The sequence below is a fragment of the Nocardia sp. CS682 genome, assembly GCF_004634405.1.
GTDB lineage: Bacteria > Actinomycetota > Actinomycetes > Mycobacteriales > Mycobacteriaceae > Nocardia > Nocardia ninae.
Genome location: NZ_CP029710.1, coordinates 8,314,638 through 8,338,344 on the forward strand (window position 1 = coordinate 8,314,638; position 23,707 = coordinate 8,338,344).

Sequence of the window (23,707 nt, forward strand, 5' to 3'; positions counted from 1 at the left end):
GTATTTGACCACAACGTGTTTCATTCAGCGGCGGGTTCCGGCGGCATCGCCGGACGTTTGCTTGCCCGGGGTGGCGGGTAGGCGATCAAGGTCCCGAATCCAAGGAGGTCACCCATGAGTTCAGACAGTTTCGTCGGTCGGCTGCGCAGTGTGGTGCTGGATTGCCCGGAGCCACGCAAGCTCGCGGAGTTCTATGTCGACCTGCTCGGCCTCGAACTGGCCGATGACGAGGACGACTCGTGGGTCGTCACCGTCGACAACGACGGTAGGCGGATCGTTTTCCAGCGCTCGCCGGAGTACAAGCCGCCGCGGTTCCCGGATCCCGAAGCGTCGCAACAGATTCACTTCGATGTCTTGGTCGACGATATCCAGGTGGCGGAGCCGAAGGCGCTCGCGCTCGGCGCGAAACTGGTGCAGCCCAACGACAACGACCAGTTCCGGGTCTACGCCGACCCGGTGGGGCACATCTTCTGCCTCATGTGGCTGTAGCCCGCGGGGTTCGGCGGCAGCCGGTCAGGGTGGCCGACGCCAGTTCGGCCACCACATCGCCCACCTCGCGACGTCGACGAAACGCTGTGAGCTGCCGCATGGCTCCGTTGCCGCGGGCCAGGACGGCGGTGAGGGAGTCGGTGACGAGCCTGCGGTCGCCGAGTTCGTCGAGTGCGGGACCGACGTAGTCGATGAGCTCGGCGATGAGGTCGCGGGCGGGCACGATGCGGCCGCACATCGGGTCGAGCAGGTCGCCGTCGAGTCCGGTGCGGGCCGCCTTCCAATAGGCCGCGCGCAGCATCTCCGCGCTGACCGCCGGCGCAGAACGGTGCTGGGCCAACGACATTCGCGCGGTCAGCACCGCCGCACGGACCAGCGTGGCGAGCAGGACGGTTTCCTCGGTCGTCGCGGGCACATCGCTGACCCGGACCTCCACGGTGGGGAACGTGGACGAGGGGCGGACATCCCAATAGACCATTTTCTTGTCGAGGATGCTGCCGCTGGACAGCATGATGGCGACCATGGCGTCGTAGTCGCGTGCCGACTCGAAATAGGGCGGTGGGCCCGCGCTCGGCCAGCGCCGCCACAGGATGCTGCGCCAACTGGCGAAGCCGGTGTCGGCGCCGCGATAGATGGCCGAATTGGCGGTGAGTGCCAGTAGCAGCGGCAGCCATGGCCGCAGGAAATTACTGACCTGCAAGGCGGTATCGCGGTCGGGTACCGCCACGTGGACATGGCAGCCGCACAGCCCCTGCTCATGGGCGAGCATGCCGAAGGAATCGGCGATCCGCTGGTAGCGCGGGGTGTCGGTGACCGGGAACTTGCTCGGTACGGTCGGCGGAATGGCGACCGCGAGCAGCAGTGCCCCGTTTTTCTCCGCGCAGGCGGCGACGCCACAGCGCAGTTCGCGCAGTTCCTTGGCCAGCTCGGCCGAGTCGGTGTGCACTCCGGTGCTGGTTTCGACCTGGCAGCGGGTGAGTTCGAGTTGCAGGTCGATGCCGAGTTCGGCCGCGGTATGTGCGACCTCGACGTTCTTCGCGGCGGGCGCACCGGTTTCGGGATCGGCGAGCAAGAACTCCTCTTCGACGCCGACTGTCGCCGCGGCTGCGTCCATGGCGGGGGAATACCCATCATTCGAGGTCGTACGCGTGTCGCGGAGGTCGCGGAGAGCACCGCGAGACCGGGCGGTCTCGCGGTGCTCCGCAGCAGTACGTGCTGGAGTCGTCGGTCAGATACCGATCACGTCTAGCATCAAACGAACCCAGTGGCTGACCATCCCGATAATCATCGGACTCTCCTTTCACCACCTCGCCGGAACTGCGTCGTAAGCACCAGATTGCCGCAGCGCGGCGCGCCCCAAACGGCGATCGACCGGACGTCCACCGGACAACTCGTTCACCGCACTGTCAGCTTGCGCCAGCGTTGCGGGGCGTCGCCGTAGCGGCGGTGGAAGGCGCGGCTGAACGCGGCGTTGGAGGTGTAACCGACGTCGGCGGCGATGCGCGACACCGGGTCGGTGGTGGAGCGCAGCAGTTCGGCGGCGCGGTCGAGGCGGCGTTCGGTGACGTAGGCCGAGGGGGCTCGCCCGAGCAGCCTGGTGAAGCGTTCGGCGAAGGCCGAACGGGACATCCTGGCGTCCCTGGCCAGCGTCGTGACGGTCCAGGGCTTGCTCGGGTCGCGGTGGATGGCGGCCAGGACCGGGCCGAGCGCGGGGTCCATGGCCGCGGTGAGCCAGCCTGGTTCGGCGTCGTGGCCGGCGAACCAGGCGCGCAGGGTATGGATGAAGAGCAGGTCGAGTACTCGCGAGATCATTACCGCGGCACCGGGATTCGGGTTGGTCACCTCGATGAGCAGTACCGGCAGGATGGCCGCGAGCCACGGCCGGTCGCCGGGATCGGCGGGGATGTGGATCGCCGGGGGCAGCACCGACAGCAGTGGGGCCGCGATGGCCTCCTGGACCGCGAACGTTCCGGTGACCCAGCGTGGCGCTTCGGGGTCGGCGAGTTCGGTGTCGAGGCGGAAGGTGTCGGAGTCCCGCAGCGGTCGCGCGGTCGCGCCGGTGCCGGCGTCGAGTGAATGGCCGTCGCCGCAGCCGAGCAGGACCAGGTCGCCCGGGCCGAGCAGGATCGGCGGGCGGTCGCCGACGCCCAGGCGGATGGTGCCGCGTTCCACGATGTGCAGCAGGCGGATTCCGTCCGGGATGGTCACCTCGAAGGGTGGCGGCGGCGCGAAACGGACGACCGTGTCGCCGTGGAGCCGGACGGTCTCCAAGATCTCCGAGAGTGCGTCGAGGTCCTCGGTCTGGGTGAACACGGTCGACGCTCCTGGAGTTTCGGCAAACTATCTCGGCTTCTGAAGCATAGCTTTTGCTTGATTGTCCACCTACCTTGGAGCTTGCTCGCCGCGAGAGTCCGTAGTCCGATTATCGAAGGGTTCGAAAAGGTATGCGTAACAACAGGTCCCGTGCTCGTGCGGCAGGTCGTGGCTGGCGCGGCACCGTACTGACGGTCGCCGCGCTCACGCTGGGCATGACCGCGACGGCGTGCACGGCCGCCGCCGAGAGCGACCCGAGTCCCGCGCCGAGCGCGAACAAGCCTGGTGTGCTGCTGGTGCACGGGGCGTTCGCCGACGGGTCGAGCTGGAGCAAGGTCGCCGCACAGCTGCAGCGCGACGGGTATCAGGTGACGACGGCGGCGGTGCCGCTGCGCGGGCTCACCTACGACGCGGCCTACATTCGCAGCGTGCTGGACGGGCTGCCGGGCAAGACGGTTCTGGTGGGTCACTCCTACGGCGGAGCCTTGATCACCAATGCCGCAACGGGTTCGGCGAAGGCGGCGGGGCTGGTGTACGTGGCGGCGTTCGCGCCGGATCAGGGCGAGCCGGTCGGCGCGCTGGATGCGAAGTTCGGTGGACCGGCTACCAAAATCGGAGTGCCGCATGACTTTCCGCTGCCCGGCGGCGGGGTCGGTCAGGAGTTGACGGTCGCGCCGGACAAGTTCCACGACAACTTCGCGCAGGATCTGGCGGCGAGCGAGGCGGCGGTGCTGGCCGCGGCGCAGCGGCCGATCGCGGTGACCTCGTTCATGGAGCCGAGCGGGGTTCCGGCGTGGAAGTCGCTGCCGAGCTGGGCGCTGGTGGCCAAGGACGATCGGATGATCCCGGCCGACGGGCAGCGGGAGATGGCCAAGCGGATGAACGCGACCACCGTCGAGCAGGCGGGCAGTCACGCGGTCGCGTTGTCGCAGTCTGCGGCGGTGACCGAGCTCATCGAGACTGCGGCGGGCACCATTCAGCCCTGAGCACGGGTGCGAACGCATCAGCGTTTCTCAGGGTGACGCACTCGCGTTTCTCAGGTCTGGTCAGCAGACTGCGTGGGCGTGAGTCATCTGGAGTTGCCGTTTCTCGTGCTGTTCGGCACGATCCTCGCCCAGCCGCTCGGTCGGCGGCTCGGCGTGGCCCCGGCCGTGCTGATGACGGTGTTCGGGTGTGTGCTTGCCTTGATCCCGGCGGTGCCCGATGTGCGGGTCGCGCCGGATCTGATTCTGCCGCTGCTGCTTCCGCCGCTGCTGTACGCGGCGGCGCGGCGCACCTCGTGGCGGACGTTCGCGCAGAACTGGAGTGCGATCGCGCTGCAGGCGTTCGGGCTGGTGATCGCCACCGCGGCCGTGGTCGCAGTGGTGGTGCACCTGTGGCACCCGGCGGTGCCGCTGGCCGTGGCGTTCGTGCTCGGCGCGCTGGTGGCGCCGCCGGACCCGGTGGCCGTCGGCGCGCTGGCCGGTCGGCTCGGGCTGCCGCGGCGGCTGGTCGCGGTGCTGGAGGGGGAGGGGCTGTTCAACGATGTCACCGCGATCGTGCTGTACGGGATCGCGGTGCAGGCGGTGGTCACCGGGCAGTTCTCCGCGTGGTCGGCGGCGATGGACTTCGTCGTGTCGGCGGTGGTCGGTGTCGCGGTCGGGTTGGTGTTCGGCTGGGGCGGCAGCCGGTTGATGCGGCGGCTGGACGAGGCCGCGTGGCAGGTGGCGCTGGGTTTGGCGCTGCCGTTCGCGGCCTACCGGCTGGCCGAGGCGTGGGGTGGGTCGGCGGTGCTCGCGGTGCTGGTGTGCGCGCTGTATCTGACCGACGCGGCCAGCGATTTCGGTGACAGCGATTATCGGCTGGTCGGGGACTCGTTCTGGGCGATCATCGAAATGCTGGTCACCGGGATCGCTTTCGGGCTGATCGGACTGGAGTTGGCCACCGTGCTGCGCGATGTGGGGCCGGAGTGGCCACGCTTCCTTGGGTCTCCGGTGCGGTGATCGGCGCCGTCGTCGGGGTGCGGCTGGTGTGGTCGATGGGGACCTGGGCGGTGTTCGGTCGCTGGTGGCGGCGGCGGGAGGCGGATGAGCCGTATACCTGGCGGGAGACCATGGTCACCTGGTGGGCGGGGCAGCGCGGGGTGGCCACCGTGGCGTTGGCCTTGGCGGTGCCGTTGACCACCGAGTCGGGGGCGGCGTTCCCGTGGCGCAACGGAATCTTGTTCACCGCATTCGCCTTGGTGTTGTTCACCTTGCTGATCCAGGGGCCGACGCTGTCGCTTGTGGTGCGTGCGACGGGAGTCCGGGTCGATACCGAGTCGGAGCGGTTGATGGAGCGGCAGCTGTGGACGCGGATTCTGCGTGCGGAGCTGACCCGGCTGCAACAGGTCGCGCAGACCGAGGATCTGCCCGACGAGGTGTACGACCGATTGCATGTCGGGATCGAAAGACGCTTGGCCCGAGCCGATCCCGAGGCCGCCGATGATGCAAAGGCGGCGGCCGAGGGTAGTTTCGGGCTGAATCGCAAGCTCGATCGGATCAATCAGGAGGTGCTGGCGGCGGGGCGTACCGAAGCGATGGCCGCGCGGCGGGAACCGGGGGTGCCGCCCGATCTGGTCGACCGGGTGATGCGGCGGCTCGATCTGCGCTCGCCGTAGCGCTGCGCGGTGCTACCGGCTCTGCGTGGTCATGGTGATGGGCCGCTACCGCACATTGCTGACAGTCGCGGTTTCCCGCATCGATCGGGGCGCAGTTCAGGAAAGGGCTCCGTCGGTGGGGTCGCGTCCTCGGGGTGATGCGACACGCGGGCTTCGGCTGGTGCAGGCGTGTGGGCCGCCTTCGCATCGCTGTAGCAAACAGCCCGGCGAAGCTCCCGAACGTCGGCGCGGTCTGCTGCTACCGTCCGACACCGTGACTTCGGACAGCGTGGAGGCAGCCCGATCGGACCGTCGTCTCGGCCTGCGCATGTGGTTCCTGCCGGTGGCTGTGCTCGGCGTGTTCATGGCGCTGCTCGGCACGATGTATCTGGCCTACGTGGTCGATCCGGAAGAGAACATGCACGACTTTCCGATCGCGTTGGTGAATCAGGACGTCGGTGACACGATCGGCGCGCCGGGGCAGGAGCGGCGGGTGGTCTTCGGGGACGAGGTCGCCGAGGGGCTGAAGAAGGCGGTGCCCGCGGACAAGATCGACTTGCAGGTGGTCTCCGCCAATGAGGCGTCGCTGCGCATGCAGGACAACAAGGTGTACGGCACGATCCTGATCCCGAGCGACTTCAGCAAACGGCTGGGCATCCTCGGGGTCGGTAGCGTGATCCCTGGTGATATCGAGCGGCCGATCATCGCGTTGCAGACCAATCCGCGCAGCGGCGCGTTCGTGACCGAGATCGTCACGCAGATCGGTACGCAGGCGCTCGATCAGGTGAACACGCAGGTCGGACAGCAGTTGACCGAGCAGGTGCGGGCGCAGTTGACGCCCCCACCCGGCGGGCCGCCCGCGCCCGAACTGAGCGGTGCCAGCCGGGTGGCGCTCGCCGAGCCGCTGCAGATCGTCACCGAACCGTTCCATCCGTTGCCCAGCGGCACGGGTCAGGGGCTCACGGCGTTCTTCTACGCGCTGCTGCTCCTGCTGGCCGGGCTGGTCGGCTCGATGACGATCCACACGATGATCGACGCGCAACTCGGCTTCGTGCCCACCGAGTACGGGCCGTGGTTCGTGCATTTCCCGCCGACGCCGATCTCGCGTTTCCACACGCTGCTGATCAAGTGGGGCGTCATGGTGGTGACCGCCAATGTTGTTGCGGGGGTGTTCCTTCTCGTCGCGAAGGCGCTCGGCATGCCGCTCGATCATCCGCTCGGGCTTTTCCTCTACAGCGCGCTGGCCATCATCGCCGTCGGCGTCACCGGGCTGTCCGTGCTCGCGGCCGTCGGGTCGGCCGGCCTGCTGATCAACCTGATCTTGTTCATCATTCTCGGGCTGCCGTCCTCCGGCGGCACCGTGCCGATCGAGGCGACGCCGAAATACTTCAGCTGGCTGGCGTCCTTCGAGCCGATGCACCAGGTGTTCCTCGGGGTGCGCGCGATTCTCTACTTCGACGCGAGCGGTCCGGCGGGGCTCAGCAGGGGCGTCTGGATGTCGGCGCTCGGACTGGCCATCGGTCTCGTGCTCGGCGTGGTGATCACCCGGTGGTACGACTATAAAGGCCTGCGCCGCAGTGGAACCGGTCGTCCCGTAGCGGAGTAGCACGTCAGGCGGGGATTCCGGGCCGGCGCAGCGGTGGTGCCGGGCTTGTCCGTTCCTGCCTCGATGGGCGGGGGATCTGCGTACCCTGGGTCGGCGAGTCGTCCGCCGACCGCAGGTCAGCCGAATCCCTTCGACCAGAGAGCGTTTCGTGACTACTGTCCAGTTTTCATTTCCGGTCCGCGATGTCGAGCGCAAGGTGCTCGATCGAGTCGCCGAGTTGGCGGAGGGGTTTCGGGCCGTCGCGGCCGAGTACGACGAGCGGGCCGAGATCGCGGTGGCGCACCTGACGGCGCTACACGACGCGGACGTCGATCGGGCGGCATTACCGGAACACGTAGGCGGACTCGGGCTGAGCTACTCGGCGTTCGGGCACGTGGTGTGCGTGCTCGCGAAGGCGGATCCGTCGACGGCGACGATCTGGACGATGCACGCAGGGGCCGGGGTCGCGCTCGCGGAGTTCACCAAGGACACGCTCGGCTCGTTCTTCGCCGACGAGTTCCTCGCGGGCAAGCGCTTCGCCAACGCGCTGTCCGAACCCGCCAGCGGGAACCGGTTTCTCAATCCGCAGCAGGACGCCTTCCCGGTCGCGGGTGGTTGGTCGCTGACCGGGGCCAAGCGATTCGTCTCCGGGTGTGAGATCGCGGAGTACCTGCTGGTGAACGCGCGGGTCGACGACGTGCCCGCGTTCTTCGGGGTGGTGCCCGACGAGACGGTGTCGACCATCCCGATCTGGGACACCCTCGGTTTGCGGGCGACGCGCAGCCAGCTGCTGTCGTTCGACAACACGCTGCTGCGGGCCGAATATCGGGGCCGGGCACCAGGGTTCGGGGATTTCGCGGTGATTCCGGCCGGACTGCCCGCCATCTCGCTCGGCATCGCCGACGCGGCGCTGGACGCGCTGGTGGAGCACGCGCAGTCGCGGGTGATCCTCGGCAAGCCGCTGTCGCATCAGCAGTGGGTGCAGTACGAGGTCGCCGACGTGCAGACCAAACTGGCGGCGGCGCATGCGTTGTACGAGCGGGCGCTGTGGGAGGCCGACAACGGGGTGCCGAGCTTCTTTCCCAATCTGTCGCGGGCCAAGTATCTCGCCAACAAGATCGCCGTGGATGTCGCGCAATTGGGTATGCGGGTGGGTGGTGCCTCGGGTTATCTCAAAAAGTCACCTATTCAACGTCATCTGCGTGATGCCGAGGCGGGGCAGCTGATGGCGTACTCGACCGAGGTGATCGCCGGTGAGATCGGCAGGTCGGTGCTCGGGGTGCCGGAAGGCGAGTAGCCGGGATCCACGTCTGCTTCCGATCGGCGTTTCGATCAGCCGATCGAAGCTGAAAATGCAAGGGCGGCAAGCCTGCTGGTGTTCATCGGGCGCTGGTCGAATGGCCTGGCATCGTTCGCCAGGGAGGACAAGGTCATGACCAGCATCGACACACATGCCAACGAGCCGGCCACACACACCAACGGCGCAGGCACGCGGGCCGACGCCACCGTGGCGTCCCGCGTCAACGAACTGACCACGGTATTCGAGCGTGGTCTGCAGGAGAACCTGGGCGTCGGCGCGTCGCTGGGGATTCGATTGGAGACCGCGGGGGACGGCTACACCCAGTACTACCTGGATCCGAACCCGGCCACCATCAACGCCATGTTCACCGTGCACGGCGGGGTCATCGCGACCCTGATGGACACGGCCATGGGCAGTGCCGTCTTCACCAAACTCGGTGACGGTGTGGCCTATACGACGTTGGAGCTCAAGGTGAACTTCATTCGTTCGGTCACGCTGGACGGTTCGCGACTCACCTGTGAGGCCAACGCGATTCACGTCGGCAGGCGGACCGCGACGGCCGAGGGCCGGATCGTCGACGGCAACGGCAAGCTGATCGCGCACGGCTCCACCACGATTCTGGTGCTCAACCCGGAGCAGTGAGCTGCGCCGAATGGCCCTGCCCCCGAGACGTACTCGGTGGGCAGGGCCATTTCGCTACTGAGCTCAGGCGACGGTGCGGCACTCCTCGATGAAGTGCACCAGCTCGTCGAGCCGATCGGTGCGGGCGTCTACCGCGCGATCGATCACCTTCACCAAGTGCTCGTACGCCTCGGTGTGGTCGTAGGACGCCACGTCGGCGATCTTCAATGCCCAGCGCCAATACCCACGCATGGTATCGGCCAACGGCATTCGGAAGTTGGCGATCACGTCGCGAATCGGCTCCACCGTCGCGTCACCGTGCACCCGCAGGTACCGGCCGACCACGTCGGCCATGAAGCTGAAATGCCGTGCCTCGTCGCGGGCCAGCCGCGCCAGGACCGAGGCGAGCACCGGGTCGTCGACCACGTCCCGGAGATGTTGGTAGTACATCTGGGTGGCCTTCTCCTGCACCAGCGCATAAGCGAAGAACTGCACCGGATGGTCGTAGGGCAGGTCGAACGGTTTCTGCCCCTCGACCGCCAATTCCGCACGCAGCGCGCTACGTTCGGCGATACCGGCCGCCTCCTGATAGCGGGTCAGCGCGCGTGCGTGCGTGTCCTCCTCCAAGGCCCAGCGGACGGTGAAGTGGTACAGCTCGCGGTTATGGATGAAGGCGGCCCGGTCGACGGTGTCGTCGACCGGGAAGTACCGGTGGTACACCTCGAAGTAGCCGGGCAGGTGGTCCTCGATCAGCGTGACGAACTGCACCGCCGACCGCTGTCCTTCGGTGAGCCTGCCGGCATCCGCGCGGGACCAGTCGAACGCGGTCTCGACATCCCAGGCGCGGGCGGCGGGGGACGCGGCGAGGAAGCCGTCGACCGCGGCGGCCACCTCGTCGACCGGGATCAGTGTCGATTCGATATCCATGTGCCTCTCCTGACCCTCAGCGGGCCTTACGGCACGTCAGTGCGTAATGCTTTGTCGTGTAGCCCCATCCGGCGTTGGCGATCTCGAGATAGTGCCGCAGCTTGGCGGCCAGGCCCGGCCCGTGCGCGTCGATGCGCTCGGCGGAGGCGTACACATTGGCGATCCAGTCGTCGATGGTGCGCCGGTAGTGCTCGGTGAGATCGTCCACCGCGATGATCGAGAAGCCCGCGTCCTCGGCGGCGGTCACCAGGTCCGACAGCGGACGCAGATCACCCCAGCCGAAGATGTCCTCGCGCACGAACTCGGTGCCGATCCGGCTGTCGAAAGCGGTGCGCGCCGAGGCGTTTCGGAAGCAACTCTCCGAGACATACAGCGTGCCGCCACGGCGCAGCACCGCACGGGCACGCCGGAAGACCGCGCCGAGATCGGGCATGTGCACGATCGAACCGAGCAGAGTAACTGCGTCGACACTGCGGTGCGGCAGGTCGAGCTGTTCGAAATGACCGACCCGGGTATGGACCCGCTCGGCGACGCCACGCGCCGCCGCTTGCTCCGCGATGTACTCGTGCTGACGCGGTGCCGGGCTGACACCCAGTGTGTCGCAGCCGAACTCCTCGGCCATGAACAGGATCAGCGAACCCCAGCCGCAGCCGACGTCCAGGAGTCGCTCGCCGCCACGCAGGCCGAGCCGATCGGCGACGAACCGGAGCTTGGTGCGCTGCGCCTGCTCCAAGGTGTCGGTGTCGGAGGTGTACAGCGCGGAGCTGTACTTGCGTAGCGGGTCGAGGAACTGGCCGAAGATGTCCGGATCGAGATCGTAGTGTTGGTTGGTGTCGGCGGTGACGGTCATGCGGCCGCCTCGCTCAGCGTCCGGTCCACGACCTTGACGACATCGTTCAGGGTGGACAGGCCGAAGACGTCCTCGTCCTCCAGCTCGATGTCATAGGTGCGCTCGATCTTGGCGACCATGCGCAGCACTCGCACGGAGTCGACGCCCGCCATGCCGCGCAGGTCGACGTCGGGCCGCAGGTCGGCCTCGGCGATGCCGGTCTCGGCGGCGGCGATCTCGGTGACGGTGCGCAGGATGTCGGCGGGAATCGTCATGAGTGAACTCCATTCGTAGAGAAGGTATTCGCGGCGGACAGCGCGTCGGAGAGCAGGGTGACCTCGTCGTCGCCCAGGGTCAGCTGGTGGCGCACGTCGTCGAGCGTGAACCGCTGGTAGGTGGCGGTGGAGGTGGCGCAGACGGCGCCGTTGCCGTCGAGGATCTCAGCGGCGGCCTGGATCGGCCGGTCCGGCGCCGGTGCCGACAGTGTTGCGACACAGCGGTATTCGTGGTCCACGAGCAGCGGTGTGAGGAACCGGGTGCGCTGGGACACCGTGAAGGCCGGGTAGTTGCGCGCGAGCACGATGAGATTGCCCATCACCTCATCACAGATCACGCCGATCAAGCCGCCGTGCACGACACCGGGATACGACTCGAACGCACGGCTGAGCCGGAAGGCGGCCTGCAACCCGTCCGGGTGCGGGTTGAACGCCAACCGCAGGCCGCTCGGGTTGTGTGGTGAGCAGCCGAAGCAGTGGTAGTCGGGGATCACCGACCACGGGACCTGGACGGTCGCCGCGGCCTGCGGTGCGGGCTCGGGCAGGTCGAAGTCCTCGACGGCAAGGGAGCGGTCCATGGCGCTAAGCGATCGCGTCGGCCAGTGCGCGGCGGACCTTGCCATTGCTCGACAGATCCAATCCCGTCATATTGGCGAAGGTGCGGCGCACCTTGTCGTGCAGTACTTCCAGCTCGCCTTCCGCGGCGACCTGCTCGAGGAACAGCTCGAAGCCGGTGTCGATGGTCTCGTGGTCGCCGAGTTCGCTGATGCCCGCCTTGAAGGTGCTCACCGGATGCTTGATCTTCGCCTCCGAGCTGTACACATACAGCGTCTCCAGCACCGAGGGCAGCTCCTCCGGCCGTTGTGCCAGTCGCTTCGTCGCGTAGTGGATGAACTCGCGAGCGTGTCCCGCTTCGTCGCGACTCGCGCTGAGCAACAAGCCTTTCAGTACGGGCTCCTGCACCCAGGCGGCTACCGCCCGATAGATGTGGTTCACCGTGAGCTCGGAGATGATGTTGGTCGCCAAGGTGGCCGACGGCGTGCTGCCGGGTGCGTACGGCTCGCGCATGGCGTCGACCGCCTTGGCGTCGACGCTCTCACCGACCGCGCCGAGCCAGGCGCGAAACGCGTAGTGGTGCTGCACTTCCTGGTAGCCCCAGACGACCGCGAAGGTGGAGAAGTCGTAGTCGTCGACGAATTCGTTCATGAAGCCGTGCACGGCGGCGATGACGTTGGACTCGCCCATCGTCGCGCTCTTGGCCAGCGTCACGTATTCCGGTCGGACCAGGGCGCGGTCGACGGTGTCGAGGTTCAGATCGGCCAGTTTCCAATGCAGACGCTCGTAATGGCGGAAGACTTCATAGCTGTGCACCGGTGACTCCAGTTCGGTTGGTGGCGAATAGCGTTGGTGGTCAGTGCTTTCGAGCGGCGACGAGCTCGCGTGCGGCGAGCCGTTGCAGCTTGCCGCTGCTGGTCCGGGGAATGCTGCGCGGCGCGACCGGATACACCTCGACCGCGGCCAACCCGAGTTCGGCCGCGATCCGCGCTTTGATCCGATCGGCGAGTGCCGCGGCGGCCGGGCCGGTCAGTTCGGTTTCGGCGATGAGGGCGATCACGTCGGCGCCGTCGGGGTCGGTGGCGGCCGTGCAGCGGCCTTTGAAGACGCCGTCGAGGTCGCGGACTGCTGCCTCGACGTCCTGGGCGTAGTAGTTCACGCCGCGCACGGTGATCATGTCCTTGCAGCGGCCGGTGACGAAGAGTTCGCCGTCGCGCAGGTAGCCGAGGTCGCCGGTGCGCAGCCAGCCGTCGGTGAACAACCCGGCGACCGTCTCCGGCGCCGCGGTCAGGTAGCCGTCGGTGACCGACGGGCCTTGGATAAGGATCTCGCCGACCGCGCCGTCGGGCAGCACGCGGTGCTGGTCGTCGTGCTGGCCGACAATGCGCAGCCGCAGTCCGTCGACGGCGGAACCGACGCCCGCTACCGCCCGCGCGCCAGGTGCGTCCGGGGAAACACGCTGTGCCTGTGCGTCATCCGCGAGCGTCGCTCGATCGACCCACTCGAACAAGGGTTCTCGGCCCAGGGGCGGAAAGGCGACGGCGAGCGTGGCCTCGGCCATGCCGTAGACGCCGAACATGGTCGTCGGTGCGAAGCCCGCGGGTGCGAAACGCTCACAGAAGGCGGTGACTACGTCGCGGGATATAGGCTCGGAGCCGTTGAATGCGATCCGCCAGTTGCTCAGGTCGTAGTCGGGCACCCGCTCCGGCGGTATCGCGGCGAGTAGCGCCTCGTAGCCGAAGTTCGGCATGGCAGTGATGGTCGTTGCGCTGGCGGCGAATTCAGTGAGCCAGCGCGCCGGATCCTTGACGAACGCCAGTGGTGACCAGACGTGCGCGGGGATGCCGCGCAGGATGGCCGAGAGGGTGCCGAACAGGCCCATGTCGTGGAAGAGCGGCAGCCAGAAACCGCCGGTGTCGGCCAGGTCCAGTGCGATGCCGGTACGGATCGCGGCCAAACCGCTGAGCACGTTGTGGTGGGTCAGGCGAACACCTTTGGGTGTGGCGGTGCTGCCCGAGGTGAACTGCACGATGGCGAGGTCGTCCGCGCCGAGTACGGGCAGCGGAACGTCTTCAGTGTCGGTTGTGCTGAATAATGTTGCAGTGTCGATCAATTCGACGTCGACCGCGCCTTCGAGCAGCGTGGCCAGGTCCGCGAATCGATGCGACATCAGCACCTTGCGCATGCCCGCGGCCGCGACGATGGCGGCCAATTTCTGCGGGTAGCCACCCAGGTGCCGCGCACCTGCGGGCAACGGCAGGGGAGTGGCCGCGCCGCCTGCCGCAGCGATCCCGAACAGGCTGGTCAGGAACTCGGGCGCGTTGGGGCACAGGATGCCCACCGGCTCGCCACGCGAGACGCCGCGGCGAACCAGTGTGGCTGCGGCCGTGCGCGAGCGCCGGTCGAGCTCGGCATAATCCACGGTCTCCGACACCGACCAGAACGTGGCGGGCACGCCAGGGTGTCCGGCCGCGATCTCGGCCATGCGGCCGTGCAGGGTTTCGACCGATTCCGCAGAATTCATGACTGCCACGACAACAGCGCATTGTGACGGCGCCTTGAACTCATTGTGAATTGCGGTGTTCGATAAAGAAGCGCGATCAACCAATCACAGTGCACGATAAAGGATTTCGACTATTGCTCGATAGGAACGGGTGATCGCCGCGGCTTCAGGGTGTCGGGAAGGCCGACGATGGACGCGAAATTACTTGCACAGCCAGGAATCACGTGCCGCCGATTTTTGCCGGCATCGTTCCTTTCTGTTCAGTTATCCAGCTATCCAGGAGTTGCCGGTGAGTTCCGACCATTCGGCGGTCGAGGAATTGACCCCGGTCCAGCTGGCGGTCATCGAGAGCGTCGCACCGCACCTGCGGCACAACCCGTATGGCAGCTACGAGGTGCTGCGCGGCGCGGGTCCGTTCGTGCCGGGCCCGCACGACATGCAGCTGGTGACCCGCCACCATGAGGCGCAGGCGATCATGCAGGACCCGCGTTGGAGCCACGCGGAGGAGCCGCAACTGCTGCACGGCGACAGCGATGTCGAGCTACCCGGGTCGTTCCTGTGGATGGAGCCGCCGGACCACACCCGGCTGCGCGGGCTGGTGAGCAAGGCGTTCACCGCGCGGACCATCAGCGGGATGCGGGAGCGGGCGGAGCAGTTGGTCGAGGACCTGATGGCGAAGATGCTCGCCGAGCGGGACGTCGATCTGCTGGACGCGCTGGCCTATCCGCTGCCGCTGACCATGGTGTGCGAGCTGCTCGGCGTGCCTGCGGAAGCGCATGAGCATGTGCGGGAGATCTCCACGAGTATTGCGCGTGGTCTCGATCCGGACGTGCTGCTTTCGCCGGACGAGCTGGCCGCGCGGACGGCCGCCGTGTACGCCTTCCTGGACTTCTTCGGCGAATTGGTGGAGGAGCGGCGCAAAGCCCCGCGCGCGGACCTGATCACGGCGCTGGTGCAGGCCGACGACGGGGGCGCTCAGCTGACGTCCACCGAATTGCTCGGCACGCTGCTGATCCTGGTGGTGGCCGGGCACGAGACAACGGTGAACCTGATCGGCAACGGGGTGCTCGCGCTGATCCGCAACCCCGACGAGTTCGAGCGGCTGCGGGCCTATCCAGAACTGTGCGAGCCCGCGGTGGACGAGGTGCTGCGTTACGACGCGCCGGTGCACCTCACCACCAGAACCGCACACGACGAGATCACTCTCGCCGGCCGCACTTTCGCGCCGGGGGACGCGGTGATCGTGCTGCTCGCCTCGGCCAACCGGGATCCGCTGGCGTTCGCCGAGGCCGACCGCTTCGATATCGCGCGGTACGCGCGCGGCCGAAAGTCGGAGCGGCACTTGTCGTTCGGCCTAGGCCTGCATTACTGCCTGGGTGCGCCGCTGGCCCGGCTGGAGATGCAGGTGGTGCTGCGCGCGCTCACCGAGCGAGTCGGCGTCATGACCTTGCTCGAAGAACCGCCGTACCGGCCGAACGTGGTCGTGCGCGGCATGTCACAGCTTCGCGTCCGGCTGGAGGGCAGATGAGACACGGCCGCGCACTGATACAGGAGCCACGATGAGCACTGCTGTTCCCGCCGATGTCACCTTCGACGCCTTCGAGCCGAGCGAGCGGGCCGACCCGTATCCGGCCTATCGCCGGGTGCGGGACGCCGCGCCGTTGTTCCCCTATGCCTTCGGGGATGTTCCGGTCACGTTGGTCACCCGCTACGAGGAGTGTGCCGCGATCCTGACCGGCGCCGACTGGGGGCACGGGTACGCGGCGGGCATCAGCCCGTTCCGCGACACCACCGCCGCGATCCCCGGCTCGTTCGTCCGGATGGATCCGCCCGAACACGGTCGCTATCGCAAGCTGGTGGCCAAAGCGTTCACGCCTCGGGTGATGGCGGAGATGGTGCCGCTGGCCGGGCAGGTGGTGCACGATCTGATCGCGGCGGCGGCGCGGCGCGGCGAGCTCGATGTGCTGAACGACCTGGCCGTGCCATTGGCCGTGGCGATGGTCCCGGTGCGGCTGCTCGGCGCCGACCCGGCCGACGGTGCGCTGTTCCGGCAGTGGCAGTTGGCGATCGCCCGGGGCAGCGACCCGGATTCGCTACTCGGCGCGGACGAGGTGGCCGCGCGCGGCACCGCGGCGATGGAGTGCATGGGTTACTTCGCGCGGCTGATCCAGCAGAAGAAGGCGAAGCCGACTTCGGATCTGCTCGGTACCTTGGTCGCGGCGAGCGCGGCCGGGCAGCTGACCGATCCCGAGGTGATCGGCATCGCGCTGCTCACGCTGGTCGCGGGCATGGAGACCTCGATCAATCTGATCGGCAACGGCATGCTCGCGCTGCTGCGTAACACGGAACAGCTTGCGCTGCTTCGGGACAACCCGGCGCTGATCGGGCCCGCGCTGGAGGAGATGCTGCGCTACGACGCGCCGACGCAGTTCACCATCCGGGTCGCGCTGGCGGACACCATGGTCGGCGAGCATCGGTTCCAGCGGGGCGATGGCGTGGTCGTACTGACCGCGTCGGCCAGCCGGGACGAGCGGGTCTTTCCCGACGCCGACACCTTCGACGTCACCCGATACGTCGGAAACCGGCCCGCTCGTAAGCATCTCGGGTTCAGCCTCGGTATCCACTACTGCGTCGGCGCGCCGCTCGCGCGGATCGAAGCCGAGGCAGCGATCGGCCAGTTGCTCGCGGAGGCGCCGAAGCTGACGTTGGCCACCGAGCTGGTCGAATACCAGCCGAGCCTGATCCACCGCGGCATCATGGCGCTGCCGGTGACGCTGTGACCGAGGGACGGCACGCGGTCGTGCTCGGCGCGGGCATCGCCGGATTGCTGGCCGCTCGTGTGCTTTCCGAGCATTTCGCGCAGGTGACCATCGTCGAGCGGGACAGCGTCGAGGGGGCGGGCGTTCGACGTGGTGTGCCGCAGGCGCGGCACCTGCACGGTCTGCTCGATCGTGGGCGCACCATCATCGAACAGCTGTATCCGGGATTCACCTCCGAGCTGGCCGGGCGGGGCGCGACCACCGCGGAGGCGCTGGTCGGAACTCGCTGGTATGTCGGCGGATTGCGGGTCGCGCCGACATCGACGGGACTGACCTCGGTGATTGCGACCAGGCCGCTACTGGAATCCGTGCTGCGGCAACGCACGCTGGCCACGCCCGGCGTTCGGCTGTGCGAAGGGGTGGCCGGTGGGCTGGTCGGCGATGCCGATCGGGTGCGCGGGGTGACGGTCTCCGGTGCGTACGGCGCGCAGCCGCACGCGGCGGATCTGACAGTCGACGCGACCGGGCGCGGCTCGCGGGCGCCGATGTGGCTGACCGCCTTAGGCGCGCAGGCACCGGCGGAGGAGCGGATCGAGGTTGACCTGGGGTACTCGTCGCGGATGTTCCGGCGCACGCCGGGGCAACTGGACGGTCATTCGTCGGTGATCATCTCTACCGGCGCGAATGGCCGTGGCGGCGGGGCGGTTCGGGTCGAGGGCGACCGCTGGCACGTCACGCTGGCCGGGATGCTCGGCGACCATCCGCCGACCGATCAGGAGGGGTTCGCGGCGTTCGCGCGCAGCATTGCGGCGCCGGATATTCACGACCTCGTGACGTCGTCCGAGCCGCTCGATGATGCGGTGCCGCATCGCTTTCGGGCGCCGGTGCGGCGCCGGTTCGAGCGGCTCGGCGCAGTGCCTGCGGGGTTTCTGGTGCTCGGTGACGCACTGTGCAGTTTCAATCCGCTGTATGCCCAAGGAATGGCGGTGGCAGCCCAGCAGGCGCTCGCTCTGCGTGATTGCCTCGCCGATGGCGCCGAGGCGGACGAGTTGCCTGCCAGGTTCTATTGCGCCGCAGGCAAAGTGGTGGACGTCGCCTGGCAGCTCGCCGCGGGCGCGGATCTGAGCCACCCCGGTGTGCTCGGTCCGCGCACACTACGGACCCGCCTCACCAATGCTTACGTGGCGCGAGTGCACCGCGCCGCGCATGTCGATCCGCTGGTCGCGCGGACGTTTCTGCGCGTGGCCAACCTGGTCGAGCCGTCGACCGCGCTGCTGCATCCACGCATGTTGCGTCGAATCATCCTGCGCGGCAACGGCAAAGCTGCCGCCGTCGCCGAACTTGGCGGGCAGACGTTCGCCGACCGTTCCCCGATCCTCATCGAGCCGACGAGGTGACGCACCGCATCGTCGCGGGCAGGCACCTCCCTATCCATTCCGAACGCTGACGCATTCCGAACGACCGGCGGCACCTGGTCGGTGCACCGTACAGGAGGGACCACTCGACATGGATTCGTCGCACGCGAGCACGGCTGTCGCGGAACAGGATTCCGTACAGACCGCGATCGCTCACTTGTTCGGCCCGGAAGGCCGAGCCGACCCATATACGCCCGCGCGGGTGCTGCGCGAGGCGGGGCGACTGCACCAGACCCCGCTCGGCCATCACCTGCTGACCCGCTACGAGGACTGCGTCGCGGTGCTGTCGACCACCGCATGGAGCCACGCGGAAGAGGCCGCGATGATGCACCCGACGGTGTCGCCCGAAGACGCACCCGAGGAACTGCCCACCTCGTTCCTCTGGATGGAGCCGCCGGACCACACCCGGCTGCGCAATCTGGTGACCAAGGGCTTCACTCCGCGCATGGTGACCAGGCTGCGGCCGCGCATCGAGGAGCTCACCGAGCAACTCGTCGACAAGGCTTTGGAGGCAGGTGAATTCGACTTGGTCGAGTTCATTGCCTACCCGTTGCCGCTGATCATCGCGTGCGAGCTGATCGGTGTTCCGCCGGAGGCCTACGACCAGGTGCACCAGTGGTCGCAGGATCTGGCGCGCGGGTTCGATCACGACTACACGCTGCCCCAGGAAGCGTTGCAGGCCCGCAGCGCTGCCTCGCGCGGATTCATGGGTTACTTCCGGGAGTTGCTCAACGAGCGGCGCAAGGACCCGAAGGATGATCTGCTCAGCGTGCTGTCGCAGGTCGAGGACCGTGGCGATGTGCTCACCGAGCAGGAGTTGCTGGCCACCTGTATCACCACGTTCGTGGCCGGGCACGAGACCACCGCGAATCTGATCGGCACCGGCATGCTGCAGCTGATGCGCAATCAAGATCAGATCGCCGCGTTGCGTGCGCGTCCCGACCTGTGCGCCGCGGCGCCGGACGAACTGCTCCGGCTCGAGCCGTCGGTGCAGATCACCACCCGGGCCGCGACCAAGCCGATCACGGTGGCCGGCCACGACTTCGCGCCGGGGGATGGCGTGGTGGTGCTGATCAATTCGGCCAATCGCGACGATGACGCGTACACCGACCCGGATCGGGTGGACGTGGCGCGGTACTCCGATCCGATGAATCCGGCCAAGAAGCACCTCGGGTTCAGCCTCGGCATCCACTACTGCCTGGGCGCGCCGCTGGCCCTGCTGGAGATGGAGGTGCTGCTCGAGGTGTTGCTGCGCAAGGTGCGGGATATCGAGGTGCTGACCGACACACCGCCGTACAAACCGAATGTCGTGATCCGAGGGCTGGAGTCCTTGCCGACGCGAGTCACGCCTGTCTAGTCGGTCTCTGGTCGAGATGCGAGACCCGGTGCCGGAGGGGCACCGGGTTCGCTCGCTCATGCCCCGGGGCAGAGTCGCTTCGGTGCGTTGTCGGTCTCGAGCTTCGCGTCGACACAGCCTGCGGGAAGGTCTGCGTAGGTGTGCGTACCGAAGTTGGCGGTGACCGTCAGTGTGCCGTCACCGAATGTGCTGCGTTGCACCAGATGATCTGCGGTGAGCCACTGGAATTCGGTCATCGGTGCGGTGCCGGCTGCTTCGTGCAGCGGTGCGAAATACTGTTGCAGGCGGGCGATCTCGACGCCGTGGGTGGTGAGTTGTTCCTGGTCCAGTACGAGGTTCAGCGGGGTGTTGTTCAAGATCGAAGTCAGCGCCCGCATTGTTTGTTGTTGCGGCAGTTTGTAGTACGGCAACTCCCAGCGGTCTAGGTTGATCACCGAGTCGTGCAGCACGGTTTCGTAGAGCGGGACTCGGTAGGCCGGGTCGAACATGGCCTTCGCTACTGCTGCGGGTAGTTCAGCGGGTTGGAAGAAGTTGCGTGGGGCGCGTGCCGGTGCCCAGCCGCCCCAGGTTTCCTTGTCTCGCTCCGCCTTCCACAGCAGATCCGAGACCGGCGTTTGGGAGCCGTGGTTGTAGGCGAGCACCGTGTTCGCCCACGCGCCCGCCGATTCCGAGCCGAGCACCTGCTTGCGGTCCTCGGCCAGGGCGCGCATGCGGGCGAGCCGGTTGGTGCGGTCCTGCTGCTGGTTCATCGGGTGGTCGGGGCTGTAGTCGTCGAAGAACTCGCCTGCGGCGTCGACGTCGAGGAAGTAGGTGTTCGCGCCGTTGGCGGTGATGCTCGCGTACCTGTCGTCGAGCAGGCGCGGATGCTGTGCCAGGGCTTGGGAACTCAGGTAGCAGCCGCGATTGCCGAAGCCGGTGCGCGGCTTGCCGTCCACGTCGTGCACGCAGCCGGTCGGCCATATCGGGTCGGGCCAGCGGGAGCTCGGGTTGTCGGCGGTGGCCGGGTCTTGGGCATTGGCGTACGAATCGTAGGGTCCGGCAAGATATCCGGCCTGTTTCGCGGCGTCGATGGCCGCGCGGGTCATCGGGTCGTCGCCCGCGTCGTAGCCGAGCCACATGCGGGTCAAGCCGAGGTCGCGCATCGTGCGGATCGCGTCGGGGGTGCGGCCGTCGCCCCAGAGGTAGGCGTGGAAAGCGCCGAGGAGCTGGGAGATCGCGGGGTTCTGCCGGATCTTGTCGGTCAGGGAACGGAACTGGCCGTGTTGCATGAGCCAGGCGCGGTAGTCCTTGGCCGCGGCGACGGGTGACGCGTCGGTCAGCGCGAAAGTGACTGTGTAGTCGCGGGTATCGGCTCTGGCCGTGAAGTCGTGTTCGGCTGTTGCGTGAAGTTTCCCGCCGACTGAGTTGACCGTCAAGGTGGTGCCGATGTCGGTGGGGGCGAGGTAGCTGACGCCGCGGTCGCCGATGCGGTAGCCCCAGAACGGCATGGTCAGTCCGGAGGTCAGGTCGAGGGGGTTGTCGACGAGGGTGGCGTCGGGGGAGTTCCAGAACGGGTCGTCGACGGGGAGCGACAGTCCCTCGCCGCGGGGGAGCTGGAGCGCGGCCGCGGCGGGGTCGGTGCCGGTGACCGGCCAGGCCAGGCGCTCGTCGCGGTCGCTGTGCAGGACGACGCGGAGGCGGCCGCCGGCGGCGTCGGCGGAGGCGGTCAAGCCCTTGTCGGGGTAGGTCCAGGTGGCCAGGTCGCCGGTGATCCGGATCGGACCTGCGGCGCCTAGGCCGGGCGCGCCTTCGGAGATGGTGATGCGCGCGCCGTCGTCGACGAGTCCGGTGATCGCCAGTGATGCGGTGTCCACGTCCGCCCGGCCGCCGGCGATCGGCACGAGTACGTGATCGCCGCGTTGCTGTGGTCGCGTGCTGTCGGGGTTGCTGTCGCAGGCGGTGATAGTGAGGCCCGCGATCAGTAGCACGGTGGTGAAGGCGATACCTCGGTAGGTGTGTTCGATGCTCCGGCGTCTCATGCCCGGCACGTTGCCGAAGCCGGATGAGAGTTGGATGAGACGACATGAGGGTCCCCGGCCTGCGCGGATCCGATCCGTAGTATCCGGAAGATGCGCGTGTTGGTGGTGGACGACGAGGACGCGGTCCGGGCGGCGCTGGTGCGCGCGATGGACAGCGAGGGTTATGAGACCCGCGCCGCGGGGGACGGTGCGGCCGCGCTCGCCGAGATCCAGCGGTGGCAGCCGGAGGTCGTGCTGCTGGATGTGCTGATGCCGTTCATGGACGGACTGACCGCGTGCAGGCAGTTGCGGGCGCGCGGGGATCGCACGCCGATCTTGATGCTCACCGCTCGCGATGCGGTCGCCGATCGGGTGGACGGACTCGATGCAGGCGCGGACGACTACCTGGTGAAGCCCTTCGACCTGGATGAACTGCTGGCCAGGGTCCGCGCGTTGGTTCGGCGCACCTACCCCGATGACGGTGCCGTGCTGTCCTGCGCTGATTTGGTGATGGACACCACCGCGCACGAGGTTCGACGGGGTGCCCGGCTCGTGGAACTCAGCCGCACCGAGTTCGCGCTGCTGGAGGTGCTGTTGCGCAATGAAGGCCAGGCGCTGCCGCGGGAGACGCTCATCGAACGCGTCTGGGGGACCGGGGTGGGCTCGACGTCGAACTCGCTCGAGGTCTACATACGGTATCTGCGGCGCAAGCTGGAGGCCGACAACGAACCCCGGCTGATCCACACCCTGCGCGGTATCGGCTATCGGCTGGCTCCGCCGTGAGGCTGCCTGGTTCGCTACGCGCCCGCGTCGCGCTGTTCTGCGTGGTCGCGATCGCGTGCGCGCTGGCGGGGATGGGGGTGGCGGCCTACGCCGTGGTCGCGCACGAACTCGACCGTTCACTCGACCTCGGACTGCGCCGGGAAGCGACCCGTATCAGCCGCACGGTGGCCACCGACCCCGAAGTGGCCACCGCGTCCGGGCCGTGCCGGTATCTGACCGCGCCGAGCTGTGTGCAGGTGGTGGGTGCGGACGGGCGGATCGAATCCGAGCACGACCCGAACCAGCCGCTGCCGGTCGATGCCGCTACCGCGGCGGTGGCGGCAGGCACGCGACCGGCGTACTTCAGCGATATCCGGCTGGATGGATATCCGCTCCGGATGTACACCGCGCCATTGCGTTCCGGTAGTGCGGTGCAGATCGCGCAGCGCGCTGATCCCGTGGACACCAGCCTTCGCCGTGTCGCCTACGCCCTGCTGGCCGCGGCGGCGGCCGGGACGTTGCTCGCCATCGGAGTCGGGTTCGCTGTCGCCCGTCGCGCCGTCGCGCCGGTCACCACGCTGACCAGGGCTGCCGAACGGATCGCGCGGACCAGGGATCCGCGCCAGCACATCACCGTCACCGGGCCCGGCGAATTGCGCAGCCTGGCAAGCAGTTTCAACACTATGCTCGACGAGCTCGATCAGGCGCTGACCGCCGAGCGGAACTCCCGTGCGGCCCAGCACCGTTTGATCGCCGACGCTTCGCACGAACTGCGCACACCGCTGACGGCATTGCGCACCAATATCGATCTGCTGCGCCGGGCCGCTCGCCTCAGTGGTGAACAACTCGACGAAACAGTGTCCGCCTTGCGCATTCAGTCCGAGGAACTCTCCGGTCTGGTCACCGATCTCATCGACCTCGCGCGCGCCGACGATCCGGCCGCCGCGCCGGAATCTTTCGAAGATCTACGGCTCGACCTGCTGGTGGCGGACTGCCTGCGCGCCGCTGAGCGGCACTGGCCGACACTGACATTCGAGGCCGAGCTCCAGCCCGTCACGATCAGCGGCGTGCACGCTCGGCTCGTCCGCGCCATCACCAACCTGCTCGACAATGCCGCCAAATTCAGTCCACCGCGAGGTGTTGTCCGCATTGTGTTGCGGCACAACGCATTGACTGTCCGCGACCACGGGCCGGGGATACCGCCGGAAGATTTCCCGCACATCTTCGATCGCTTCTATCGCTCCACCGCCGCGCGGGCGAAACCCGGGCACGGTCTCGGCCTGGCCATTGTCCAACAGGTAGCGGCTCTGCACGGGGCCGATATCGCCGCCGAATCCGCTCCGGGCGGTGGCGCGCTGTTCCGGCTCACCTTTCCGTCGGCGGACTGAGCCACCGGAGTATTT

General features: G+C 67.6%; 22 protein-coding genes. 13 read left to right on the plus strand and 9 right to left on the minus strand.

Annotated elements, in window-relative coordinates; genetic code table 11:
• Positions 1-114: 114 nt before the first annotated feature.
• Complete coding sequence (locus DMB37_RS37620) at positions 115-489, plus strand: VOC family protein (protein WP_135236782.1); 375 nt, start codon at positions 115-117, stop codon at positions 487-489.
• On the opposite strand, the gene DMB37_RS37625 is transcribed toward DMB37_RS37620, so the two are convergent.
• Both DMB37_RS37625 and DMB37_RS37630 read right to left on the minus strand, forming a co-directional pair.
• Complete coding sequence (locus tag DMB37_RS37625) at positions 476-1,603, minus strand: glutamate--cysteine ligase (protein WP_135236783.1); 1,128 nt, start codon at positions 1,601-1,603, stop codon at positions 476-478. The genes DMB37_RS37620 and DMB37_RS37625 overlap by 14 nt on opposite strands.
• A 281-nt stretch (positions 1,604-1,884) precedes the next feature.
• Complete coding sequence (locus tag DMB37_RS37630; protein WP_135236784.1) at positions 1,885-2,802, minus strand: AraC family transcriptional regulator; 918 nt, start codon at positions 2,800-2,802, stop codon at positions 1,885-1,887.
• Positions 2,803-2,933: 131 nt separating this feature from the next.
• Between DMB37_RS37630 and DMB37_RS37635 the strand changes: the two genes are divergently transcribed.
• The 6 genes from DMB37_RS37635 (at position 2,934) to DMB37_RS37655 (ending at position 8,946) form a co-directional block, all read left to right on the plus strand.
• A complete protein-coding gene (locus DMB37_RS37635) occupies positions 2,934-3,788 on the plus strand; it encodes an alpha/beta fold hydrolase (protein WP_240771960.1) in 855 nt (284 codons plus the stop codon).
• A 78-nt stretch (positions 3,789-3,866) separates the two neighbouring features.
• Complete coding sequence (locus DMB37_RS41780; RefSeq protein ID WP_255508335.1) at positions 3,867-4,784, plus strand: sodium:proton antiporter; 918 nt, start codon at positions 3,867-3,869, stop codon at positions 4,782-4,784.
• Positions 4,751-5,440: a cation:proton antiporter gene (locus tag DMB37_RS41785; protein WP_255508337.1), complete on the plus strand. Its 690-nt coding sequence runs from the start codon at positions 4,751-4,753 to the stop codon at positions 5,438-5,440. The genes DMB37_RS41780 and DMB37_RS41785 overlap by 34 nt, the downstream gene beginning before the upstream one ends.
• Before the next feature lie 307 nt (positions 5,441-5,747).
• On the plus strand, positions 5,748-7,025 hold the full coding sequence (locus DMB37_RS37645; RefSeq protein ID WP_167769199.1) for an ABC transporter permease: 1,278 nt from the start codon (positions 5,748-5,750) through the stop codon (positions 7,023-7,025).
• Between the two features lie 148 nt (positions 7,026-7,173).
• A complete protein-coding gene (locus DMB37_RS37650; protein WP_135236785.1) occupies positions 7,174-8,301 on the plus strand; it encodes an acyl-CoA dehydrogenase family protein in 1,128 nt (375 codons plus the stop codon).
• Between the two features lie 135 nt (positions 8,302-8,436).
• Positions 8,437-8,946, plus strand: coding sequence for a PaaI family thioesterase (locus DMB37_RS37655; protein WP_135236786.1), 510 nt, complete (start codon positions 8,437-8,439; stop codon positions 8,944-8,946).
• Between the two features lie 63 nt (positions 8,947-9,009).
• Here DMB37_RS37655 and DMB37_RS37660 read toward each other — a convergent pair whose 3' ends face one another.
• From DMB37_RS37660 to DMB37_RS37685, 6 genes are read right to left on the minus strand one after another with little or no spacing between them, the layout of a single operon-like run.
• Complete coding sequence (locus tag DMB37_RS37660) at positions 9,010-9,852, minus strand: acyl-ACP desaturase (protein ID WP_135236787.1); 843 nt, start codon at positions 9,850-9,852, stop codon at positions 9,010-9,012.
• Between the two features lie 16 nt (positions 9,853-9,868).
• Positions 9,869-10,702: a cyclopropane-fatty-acyl-phospholipid synthase family protein gene (locus DMB37_RS37665; RefSeq protein ID WP_135236788.1), complete on the minus strand. Its 834-nt coding sequence runs from the start codon at positions 10,700-10,702 to the stop codon at positions 9,869-9,871.
• The gene (locus tag DMB37_RS37670) at positions 10,699-10,956 is read right to left on the minus strand and encodes an acyl carrier protein (RefSeq protein WP_135236789.1); all 258 of its coding nucleotides are present in this window, start codon (positions 10,954-10,956) and stop codon (positions 10,699-10,701) included. Before DMB37_RS37670 ends, DMB37_RS37665 begins: the two co-directional genes overlap by 4 nt.
• Positions 10,953-11,534, minus strand: coding sequence for a PaaI family thioesterase (locus tag DMB37_RS37675; protein ID WP_240771962.1), 582 nt, complete (start codon positions 11,532-11,534; stop codon positions 10,953-10,955). Before DMB37_RS37675 ends, DMB37_RS37670 begins: the two co-directional genes overlap by 4 nt.
• 4 nt (positions 11,535-11,538) lie before the next feature.
• On the minus strand, positions 11,539-12,327 hold the full coding sequence (locus tag DMB37_RS37680; RefSeq protein ID WP_135236790.1) for a ferritin-like domain-containing protein: 789 nt from the start codon (positions 12,325-12,327) through the stop codon (positions 11,539-11,541).
• A 40-nt stretch (positions 12,328-12,367) separates the two neighbouring features.
• Positions 12,368-14,035 carry a fatty acyl-AMP ligase gene (locus DMB37_RS37685; RefSeq protein ID WP_135236791.1) on the minus strand — a complete coding sequence of 556 codons (1,668 nt, stop codon included), beginning with the start codon at positions 14,033-14,035 and terminating at the stop codon, positions 12,368-12,370.
• 268 nt (positions 14,036-14,303) lie between these two features.
• Between DMB37_RS37685 and DMB37_RS37690 the strand changes: the two genes are divergently transcribed.
• The 4 genes from DMB37_RS37690 to DMB37_RS37705 all read left to right on the plus strand — a co-directional run bounded on the left by DMB37_RS37690 (position 14,304) and on the right by DMB37_RS37705 (position 19,545).
• Complete coding sequence (locus tag DMB37_RS37690; RefSeq protein WP_135236792.1) at positions 14,304-15,542, plus strand: cytochrome P450; 1,239 nt, start codon at positions 14,304-14,306, stop codon at positions 15,540-15,542.
• A 31-nt stretch (positions 15,543-15,573) separates the two neighbouring features.
• The gene (locus DMB37_RS37695; RefSeq protein ID WP_135236793.1) at positions 15,574-16,794 is read left to right on the plus strand and encodes a cytochrome P450; all 1,221 of its coding nucleotides are present in this window, start codon (positions 15,574-15,576) and stop codon (positions 16,792-16,794) included.
• Positions 16,791-18,170: an FAD-dependent monooxygenase gene (locus DMB37_RS37700; RefSeq protein WP_240771964.1), complete on the plus strand. Its 1,380-nt coding sequence runs from the start codon at positions 16,791-16,793 to the stop codon at positions 18,168-18,170. Before DMB37_RS37695 ends, DMB37_RS37700 begins: the two co-directional genes overlap by 4 nt.
• 109 nt (positions 18,171-18,279) lie before the next feature.
• On the plus strand, positions 18,280-19,545 hold the full coding sequence (locus DMB37_RS37705) for a cytochrome P450 (RefSeq protein ID WP_135236794.1): 1,266 nt from the start codon (positions 18,280-18,282) through the stop codon (positions 19,543-19,545).
• Positions 19,546-19,601: 56 nt separating this feature from the next.
• On the opposite strand, the gene DMB37_RS37710 is transcribed toward DMB37_RS37705, so the two are convergent.
• A complete protein-coding gene (locus DMB37_RS37710; RefSeq protein ID WP_135236795.1) occupies positions 19,602-21,563 on the minus strand; it encodes a glycoside hydrolase in 1,962 nt (653 codons plus the stop codon).
• A 90-nt stretch (positions 21,564-21,653) separates the two neighbouring features.
• On the opposite strand from DMB37_RS37710, the gene DMB37_RS37715 reads away from it, so the two are divergent.
• Together DMB37_RS37715 and DMB37_RS37720 are read left to right on the plus strand one after the other, a co-directional pair.
• On the plus strand, positions 21,654-22,325 hold the full coding sequence (locus DMB37_RS37715) for a response regulator transcription factor (protein ID WP_135236796.1): 672 nt from the start codon (positions 21,654-21,656) through the stop codon (positions 22,323-22,325).
• Entirely contained in the window at positions 22,322-23,692 is a 1,371-nt protein-coding gene (locus tag DMB37_RS37720; RefSeq protein WP_206055113.1) for a HAMP domain-containing sensor histidine kinase, read from the plus strand. Before DMB37_RS37715 ends, DMB37_RS37720 begins: the two co-directional genes overlap by 4 nt.
• Positions 23,693-23,707: the final 15 nt, after the last annotated feature.

What these genes read in the sequence shown, in the direction of transcription:
- DMB37_RS37705 (WP_135236794.1), top strand. Translation starts at nt 18,280, where the DNA reads ATGGATTCGTCGCACGCGAGCACGGCTGTCGCGGAACAGGATTCCGTA.
- DMB37_RS37635 (WP_240771960.1), top strand. Translation starts at nt 2,934, where the DNA reads ATGCGTAACAACAGGTCCCGTGCTCGTGCGGCAGGTCGTGGCTGGCGC.
- DMB37_RS37665 (WP_135236788.1), bottom strand. Translation starts at nt 10,702, where the DNA reads ATGACCGTCACCGCCGACACCAACCAACACTACGATCTCGATCCGGAC.
- DMB37_RS37685 (WP_135236791.1), bottom strand. Translation starts at nt 14,035, where the DNA reads ATGAATTCTGCGGAATCGGTCGAAACCCTGCACGGCCGCATGGCCGAG.
- DMB37_RS37670 (WP_135236789.1), bottom strand. Translation starts at nt 10,956, where the DNA reads ATGACGATTCCCGCCGACATCCTGCGCACCGTCACCGAGATCGCCGCC.
- DMB37_RS37625 (WP_135236783.1), bottom strand. Translation starts at nt 1,603, where the DNA reads ATGGACGCAGCCGCGGCGACAGTCGGCGTCGAAGAGGAGTTCTTGCTC.
- DMB37_RS37660 (WP_135236787.1), bottom strand. Translation starts at nt 9,852, where the DNA reads ATGGATATCGAATCGACACTGATCCCGGTCGACGAGGTGGCCGCCGCG.
- DMB37_RS37645 (WP_167769199.1), top strand. Translation starts at nt 5,748, where the DNA reads ATGTGGTTCCTGCCGGTGGCTGTGCTCGGCGTGTTCATGGCGCTGCTC.
- DMB37_RS37620 (WP_135236782.1), top strand. Translation starts at nt 115, where the DNA reads ATGAGTTCAGACAGTTTCGTCGGTCGGCTGCGCAGTGTGGTGCTGGAT.
- DMB37_RS37675 (WP_240771962.1), bottom strand. Translation starts at nt 11,534, where the DNA reads ATGGACCGCTCCCTTGCCGTCGAGGACTTCGACCTGCCCGAGCCCGCA.
- DMB37_RS37715 (WP_135236796.1), top strand. Translation starts at nt 21,654, where the DNA reads ATGCGCGTGTTGGTGGTGGACGACGAGGACGCGGTCCGGGCGGCGCTG.
- DMB37_RS37695 (WP_135236793.1), top strand. Translation starts at nt 15,574, where the DNA reads ATGAGCACTGCTGTTCCCGCCGATGTCACCTTCGACGCCTTCGAGCCG.
- DMB37_RS37710 (WP_135236795.1), bottom strand. Translation starts at nt 21,563, where the DNA reads ATGAGACGCCGGAGCATCGAACACACCTACCGAGGTATCGCCTTCACC.
- DMB37_RS37655 (WP_135236786.1), top strand. Translation starts at nt 8,437, where the DNA reads ATGACCAGCATCGACACACATGCCAACGAGCCGGCCACACACACCAAC.